Below are 6675 nucleotides of genomic sequence, written 5' to 3'. Positions count from 1 at the left end.
AAAATAAAAATTGACGTTTCACGTTGTTTGTTTCGTTTAGTTTTCAAAGTTCAACATCGCGTTTCAGCGACTTTTATAATTTAACATTTAGCGTTAAATCTGTCAACAACTTTTTTCTTTCGTTCCTGACGACGCTTATTAATTTACCATATTAATGATTGATTAGTCAACACCTTTAAAAAAAATGCCAAAATAATTTTATCTTGGCATGATGTAAAGCTTAATAATTACTAATGCAACCACTCCAGGCAGACCTAATAAACTCGTTATTGTTGCTGTACCCGCATTAATCGGAATATGAAAATCAAAATACGTTCCTACAACATTTACAATAAAAAGTAATGCTATTCCTAAAGTAACATGAAAGAGTGCCTTCCCTATAAAACGTAACGGTTTAAAAGAAACACCAAAAACCAGAAAAATAAAAACTAGAGCAAGAATACCAACAATAATAATTGTAGAGTTCATTTTTTCCTCCTTATGAATGACCTATACATATTTATTTGTATGGGACAAGGCAATAAAAAAGAACATGTATCATATAACTCCATTTGCTTCCTCTCACTAGCCTTTACTCTGCAACATTTTCTTCCGTATAAACCATTAATAACTCTTCCCAAACGAAGCAAATCGTAAGAGTTCAACTAATAAAATAAAAGGTTCTGCTTTTTAAGCAGAACCTTTTACCATTGTTCCATCTTCACAGGACGACGCTTTGCTTCTTTTAACAAGAAGAAATACTTCGCCTCCGCTATTTTCAAAGAACAAAGTACATCTTGAGATGGTTCAACACTTTGTTCAACCATTTTCTTCTGACGTAACCATTCATTCTTCACTTTTTCTAATAGTACAATTAGCTTATCATCATACTCTTTACGCAATTTACCCTTTTTTTGAAAGAACATTTTGTTTCTCCTCTTATACTTCTCTACGACCTTCTAACGCTTTGGACAGTGTCACTTCATCTGCATATTCTAGATCTCCACCAACTGGCAGACCATGTGCAATACGAGTTACTTTAATACCTGTCGGCTTTAAGAGGCGGGATATATACATCGCTGTCGCTTCCCCTTCAATATTAGGGTTTGTTGCTAATATTACTTCTTGTACCGTTTCATCGTGCAATCGCTTTAAGAGTTGTGGGATATTAATGTCTTCTGGCCCAATTCCCTCCATTGGAGAAATCGCACCACGCAACACATGATATACACCTTGATACTCTTTCATTTTTTCCATTGCGATTACATCTTTCGGTTCTTGCACGACACAAATAACTGATTGATCTCGATGTGAATCGTTACAGATATAACAAGGATCACGATCAGTAATATGCCCACATACAGAACAATACGCTAAATCTCGCTTCGCATTCACGAGTGCTTTCGCAAAACCTAACACATCATCTTCTTTCATATCTAATACAAAAAATGCCAATCGAACCGCTGTTTTCGGTCCGATTCCTGGCAATTTCATAAAACTATCAATTAGTTTTGATATTGGTTCTGGATAATGCATATATCAATATCCTCCTAGAACATTCCACCCGGTAAGTTTAGGCCTTTTGTAAATTTACCCATTGTAGAGTTTGAAAGTTCATCAGCTTTTTTAAGCGCATCATTTGTTGCAGCTAATACTAAGTCTTGTAACATTTCGATATCTTCTGGATCTACAACTTCTTCTTTAATTTTAACTTCAAGAATTTGCTTATGACCATTTGCAATAACCGTAATCATTCCGCCGCCAGCTGTACCTTCAACTGTTTTTTCACCAAGCTCTTCTTGTGCTTTCGCCATTTCTTTTTGCATCTTTTGCATTTGTTTCATCATGTTATTCATATTTCCCATTCCGCCACGCATCATAATTAATTCCTCCTAATTATTATTACTCTTTTATTTCAATAAGTTCTTGTCCTACTAATTTTACTGCCTCTTCTATAAGAGGATCTTCTTTTTTCTCTGGGCTTTCTTCAGAGTTTCCACCTTCACGCTGTAAAAAATCTTCACGGATTTTACCCCATTCACTTTTTGGGATGGCAATCATATTTAATCTTTTACTTAGCAACTCAAATAGAGCTTGTTCCACCGTATCCATAGCTTCTCGATTTTCGCTCGCCATTTTACAGTGAATCTCATATTGGAATGCTAAAACGTAAGTATCATCTGAAGCTGCTACTGGTTCGCTATTTTCTAGCAAAACAGCAAACGCTACTTTGTTATATGATTTGAGTCTTCCTAACAACTCACCCCATACAGATTTTAATTGTTCTAAATCTTGACGCTTCGCTTGCTTTAATACTTCATTTACACGTCCGACAGGAATTTTCATACTTCCTGTTCGTACTGGTTTCGGTGTTGCCCGCGTCTCTCTTACTTCCTGTTGTACACCAACTGGCACACCATTCTTTTTAACTTGTTCTAACTCTTTCTCCAGTTGCTGCATCCTGTTCATAATTGCTTGTAAACGATCTGTACCGTTCGCTTGCATCATAAACTGCTGACACAACTGCACCATAACAACTTCTAAGAAAATCCGCGGATGGTTTGTCCACTTCATTTCTTGTTGGCCTTTACTAAGGGTATGAATGATTTCGTAGATTACTTCCGGTTGCATTTCTTCACTTAACATACGGAATTGTTCATCTACCATTACCCGCTCCAACATATGCTCTAGTTGCGGTGAAGTTTGATATAAAAGCATATCACGATAATAGTAAATGAAATCCTCCATAAAACGCACTGGATCCTTCCCTTTACTCATCATCTCATCTATGATGCGCAATGCTCTTGATACATCATTTTCACGTATGCATTCTACTAAGTTACCTAAGTATTGCTGAGAAACAGACCCCGTTACAGCTAGTACATCTTCTGTCGTAACTGTCTCATCACTATAAGATATCGCCTGATCAATAAGACTAAGCGCGTCACGCATACCACCTTCAGCAGCGCGTGCAACAATTTGTAACGCTTCATCTTCCACTTGCGTACCTTCATTTGTCACAACCGTTGATAATCTCTCAACAATATCATTCACTGATATTTTTCGGAATTCAAAACGTTGACAACGTGAAATAATTGTAGGTGGAATCTTATGAGGTTCTGTTGTCGCCAAAATAAAGATAACATGTCCTGGCGGTTCTTCTAAGGTTTTTAAAAGCGCATTGAATGCACCCATAGAAAGCATGTGAACTTCATCAATAATGTATACTTTATATTCTACAGCACTTGGAGCATATTTTACTTTATCTCTTATATCTCGAATTTCATCTACACCGTTATTTGAAGCCGCATCAATTTCTAATACATCTGAAATAGATCCTTGTGTGATGCCTAAACAAGAAGGACATTCATTACAAGGCTCAGCTACCGGAGCATGCTCACAGTTAATTGCTTTTGCAAATACTTTTGCAATTGTCGTTTTTCCTGTTCCCCTCGGACCAGAAAACAAATAAGCATGTGAAACTTTCTCTTGAAGAAGGGCATTTTGCAACGTTTTTGTCACGTGCTTTTGACCGACTACATCTTCAAACTTTTGCGGTCTCCATGTTCGGTATAACGCTTGGTATGACACGAAAATACGGCCTCCCTCAAAGGTTATTATCTCATTTATTATAACCCATTCTGTTTATAGATTCCAAAAGTTATTTTCTATACAAAAAACCCACCTTAGTATTAAGGTGAGTTTTGTATACATATATAACTGCCGTGCACCTTCTGTCGATTACGTACCATAAGCGTTACTTAAGCAGTTAGCTCGGTTCAGGCACTCCTGCGGCACACGAGAAGACCCGCTTATTGCTGCTTCCTTCCGGACCTGACAAGGTTCACGGGGTCCCGTTGCGCAGGACCCAAACGTCAACACCACTTACTTAAGGCAGGCCTTACAGCAGCATAACCTCGAGAAGGGATTCGGCCTCGCTAGAGCGGATTGCGAGTATAGGGCACCGCTACCTCCCCGCTTAGCACGGCAAAGTTAAAACCAATATTCGGTTGCCTTCATTAAAGGCACTATCAGTATAACTTGTTTTTTTATAAAATGCAAATACGTTAATTCTCTTTGCTTTTCTCTAATTTCTTAATCGCTTTTCTTTTTTTACGAAGCTCTCTAAAAAAGTTTGTTAACAGCGTACCGCACTCTTCTTCTAATACACCAGCTACTACTTCACATTGATGATTAAAGCGTTCATCCGTTAACAGATTCATCAAAGTCCCTGCACATCCACCTTTCGGATCACTTGCACCATATACAACTCGCTTCACTCGCGATAAAACAATTCCTCCCGCACACATAGGACAAGGCTCTAATGTTACATACAATGTTGCATCTTCTAAACGCCATGTTCCTAATTTTTTGCAAGCCTCATCTATCGCTAACAACTCGGCGTGAGCTATTGATCTTTGCTCGGTTTCCCTTAGATTATGAGCAACACTAATTACCTCGCCATCTAACACTATAACTGCACCAATTGGTACTTCTTGTATTTCCTCTGCCCTTTTAGCTTCTTCTATCGCTAGTTGCATAAAATAAATATCTTGATCTTGTTCCATAACATAGTCCTTTCATTACAAATAAAGTACACTTATTTCCATTTACTACACATGGGATAACTTTTACAAATTCAATCCACCCTAAAAGAAAAAGAAGGGGGATTACAGATGAAAAATACTGCCTTACTCATCATCGATATGATTAATGATTTTCAATTTTCCCATGGGCCCATCTTAGCCCAAAAATGCGAAGTTATAACAAACCCTATTTTACAATTAAAGAAAAAAATGAAATCCTTCGGTTATCCTATAATTTATGTTAATGACCATTATCAACTTTGGAGATCTGATATTGACCAACTGATTACCCATTGCACGAATAAGTATAGCGAAAATATAATTCGTAAGATTGCTCCAAGTTCTGATGATTATATTTTTATTAAACCACATTATTCTGCTTTTTATGAAACACCTTTGAATTCCTTACTAGGTTATTTAAAAATAGAAAATCTAATATTAACAGGAGTTGCCGGGAATATATGTATCCTATTTACAGCTAATGATGCTCATATGAGAAATTATACACTTTATGTGCCGCAGGATTGTATCGCCTCTAACAACGATCAAGATAATATACACGCTTTAAAAATAATGGAAACTACATTGAAAGCAAATATAACACCGTCATCGAAAATAAAATTTAATTAATACATATATCTATTTTCTAACTTTTTATATCAAATTAACCCGCTCGCTTCCCTCTTGTGCTACAATAATTCTGTTTTGTGTTTTTAGTAGTCACGGTAAATCACTGATTGAAAGGAGGAAACAGCGTGACCGGAGTACCATTTATCACGGTTGAAGGACCAATCGGTGTTGGAAAAACTTCACTTGCGAAGGAAATTTCAACTCACATGCAACTCCACTTACTAAAAGAGATTGTTGATGAAAACCCTTTTTTAGGAAAGTTCTATGAAGACATCGATGAATGGAGTTTTCAAACAGAGATGTTCTTTCTTTGTAATAGATACAAACAATTAGAAGATATTAACATAAAGTATTTGAATCAAAAGAAGCCTGTAGTAGCGGATTATCATATATTTAAAAATTTAATTTTCGCATCCCGTACATTAAAAGATTCTCAATATGACAAGTACATGCAAATCTATCGTATCCTTACGCAAGATATGCCTGTACCAAACGTCATCGTTTATTTAACGGCTAGTCTGGAAACATTACAAAAGCGAATCGCAATGCGCGGAAGAGAATTCGAAAAAAATATGGATCCCAATTACTTACTACAGCTTACAAAAGATTATGAAACAGCAATGGATACCTTCAAACAAGACCATCCAGATATCCCAGTGTTAAAGTTTAACGGAGACGATATGGATTTTATAAAAAATCCTGATGATTTAAACGTCATCCTATCTGCCCTTCAAAATACTCTCTTTAAGGAGTCGAAATAATAATGAATTTAAGGCAAAAATATGATATACCAAATGATGCAGTAATCACTATCGCTGGAACAGTAGGTGTCGGCAAATCAACTATGACAACCGCATTAGCTAACGCTTTAGGTTATCGCACATCATTTGAAAAAGTAGATTCCAATCCATACTTAGACAAGTTCTATGCTGACTTCACTCGTTGGAGCTTCCACTTGCAAGTGTACTTCTTAGCAGAACGATTTAAAGAACAAAAAAGAATTTTTGAATATGGTGGTGGTTTCGTTCAAGATCGTTCTATCTATGAAGACACTGGCATTTTCGCAAAGATGCACCATGAAAAAGGAACAATGACGGAAACGGATTATGAAACATACAAAGGTTTATTTGATGCTATGGTCATGACTCCTTACTTCCCTCATCCAGACTTATTAATTTACTTAGAAGGTTCTTTCGATGATATCGTTGATCGAATTCAAGAACGCGGACGTCCAATGGAACAACAAACACCAATTGAGTACTGGGAAGAAATGCACGGACGTTATGAAAACTGGATTAACAACTTTAATTCATGTCCTGTTTTACGATTAAACATTAATGAATATGATATTTTAAAAGATGGCGATTCAATTGAACCAATCATTAAAAAAATTGGGCATTTTTTAAAACAAACACGTAAACTTGTAAAATAAAAAACCCGTGCATATGCACGGGTTTTCCCAGGCTGTGGAGAAAGTCTT

The 6675-nt window shown here is 36.5% G+C and carries 9 protein-coding genes and 1 other RNA gene; 3 read left to right on the top strand and 7 right to left on the bottom strand.

Going from position 1 to position 6675, the window contains the following annotated elements; translation table 11 throughout:
• Positions 1 to 198 precede the first annotated feature (198 nt).
• The 7 genes from COE49_RS25520 to tadA all read right to left on the bottom strand — a co-directional run bounded on the left by COE49_RS25520 (position 199) and on the right by tadA (position 4547).
• Positions 199 to 468 (bottom strand): pro-sigmaK processing inhibitor BofA family protein, encoded by a 270-nt coding sequence (locus COE49_RS25520; RefSeq protein ID WP_098946145.1) that lies wholly within the window; start codon positions 466 to 468, stop codon positions 199 to 201.
• A 215-nt stretch (positions 469 to 683) separates the two neighbouring features.
• Positions 684 to 905, bottom strand: a complete 222-nt coding sequence (locus tag COE49_RS25515; protein WP_088233332.1) for a YaaL family protein — start codon at positions 903 to 905, stop codon at positions 684 to 686.
• A 13-nt stretch (positions 906 to 918) separates the two neighbouring features.
• Positions 919 to 1515 carry a recombination protein RecR gene (recR, locus tag COE49_RS25510; protein WP_043938863.1) on the bottom strand — a complete coding sequence of 199 codons (597 nt, stop codon included), beginning with the start codon at positions 1513 to 1515 and terminating at the stop codon, positions 919 to 921.
• Positions 1516 to 1529: 14 nt separating this feature from the next.
• Complete coding sequence (locus COE49_RS25505) at positions 1530 to 1856, bottom strand: YbaB/EbfC family nucleoid-associated protein (protein ID WP_170933810.1); 327 nt, start codon at positions 1854 to 1856, stop codon at positions 1530 to 1532.
• A 25-nt stretch (positions 1857 to 1881) separates the two neighbouring features.
• Positions 1882 to 3570, bottom strand: a complete 1689-nt coding sequence (dnaX, locus tag COE49_RS25500; RefSeq protein WP_088233330.1) for a DNA polymerase III subunit gamma/tau — start codon at positions 3568 to 3570, stop codon at positions 1882 to 1884.
• A gap of 132 nt (positions 3571 to 3702) precedes the next feature.
• Positions 3703 to 3967: signal recognition particle sRNA large type (ffs, locus tag COE49_RS25495), an RNA gene on the bottom strand.
• Between the two features lie 79 nt (positions 3968 to 4046).
• A complete protein-coding gene (gene tadA / locus COE49_RS25490; RefSeq protein ID WP_088233329.1) occupies positions 4047 to 4547 on the bottom strand; it encodes a tRNA adenosine(34) deaminase TadA in 501 nt (166 codons plus the stop codon).
• Positions 4548 to 4655: 108 nt separating this feature from the next.
• Between tadA and COE49_RS25480 the strand changes: the two genes are divergently transcribed.
• From COE49_RS25480 to COE49_RS25470, 3 genes are all read left to right on the top strand, one after another.
• Entirely contained in the window at positions 4656 to 5195 is a 540-nt protein-coding gene (locus COE49_RS25480; RefSeq protein ID WP_098253004.1) for a cysteine hydrolase family protein, read from the top strand.
• 125 nt (positions 5196 to 5320) lie between these two features.
• Positions 5321 to 5956 (top strand): deoxynucleoside kinase, encoded by a 636-nt coding sequence (locus COE49_RS25475; RefSeq protein ID WP_088233327.1) that lies wholly within the window; start codon positions 5321 to 5323, stop codon positions 5954 to 5956.
• A 2-nt stretch (positions 5957 to 5958) separates the two neighbouring features.
• Positions 5959 to 6627: a deoxynucleoside kinase gene (locus tag COE49_RS25470; protein ID WP_088233326.1), complete on the top strand. Its 669-nt coding sequence runs from the start codon at positions 5959 to 5961 to the stop codon at positions 6625 to 6627.
• Positions 6628 to 6675: the final 48 nt, after the last annotated feature.

This window comes from Bacillus sp. AFS029637 (assembly GCF_002584985.1).
Taxonomy (GTDB): Bacteria; Bacillota; Bacilli; order Bacillales; family Bacillaceae_G; genus Bacillus_A.
The sequence above is the reverse complement of the archived record's forward strand: the minus strand, read 5'-3'. Positions and strand labels throughout refer to the sequence as shown.

What these genes read in the sequence shown, in the direction of transcription:
- recR (WP_043938863.1), bottom strand. Translation starts at nt 1,515, where the DNA reads ATGCATTATCCAGAACCAATATCAAAACTAATTGATAGTTTTATGAAA.
- tadA (WP_088233329.1), bottom strand. Translation starts at nt 4,547, where the DNA reads ATGGAACAAGATCAAGATATTTATTTTATGCAACTAGCGATAGAAGAA.
- COE49_RS25505 (WP_170933810.1), bottom strand. Translation starts at nt 1,856, where the DNA reads ATGCGTGGCGGAATGGGAAATATGAATAACATGATGAAACAAATGCAA.
- COE49_RS25470 (WP_088233326.1), top strand. Translation starts at nt 5,959, where the DNA reads ATGAATTTAAGGCAAAAATATGATATACCAAATGATGCAGTAATCACT.
- COE49_RS25520 (WP_098946145.1), bottom strand. Translation starts at nt 468, where the DNA reads ATGAACTCTACAATTATTATTGTTGGTATTCTTGCTCTAGTTTTTATT.
- COE49_RS25515 (WP_088233332.1), bottom strand. Translation starts at nt 905, where the DNA reads ATGTTCTTTCAAAAAAAGGGTAAATTGCGTAAAGAGTATGATGATAAG.
- COE49_RS25480 (WP_098253004.1), top strand. Translation starts at nt 4,656, where the DNA reads ATGAAAAATACTGCCTTACTCATCATCGATATGATTAATGATTTTCAA.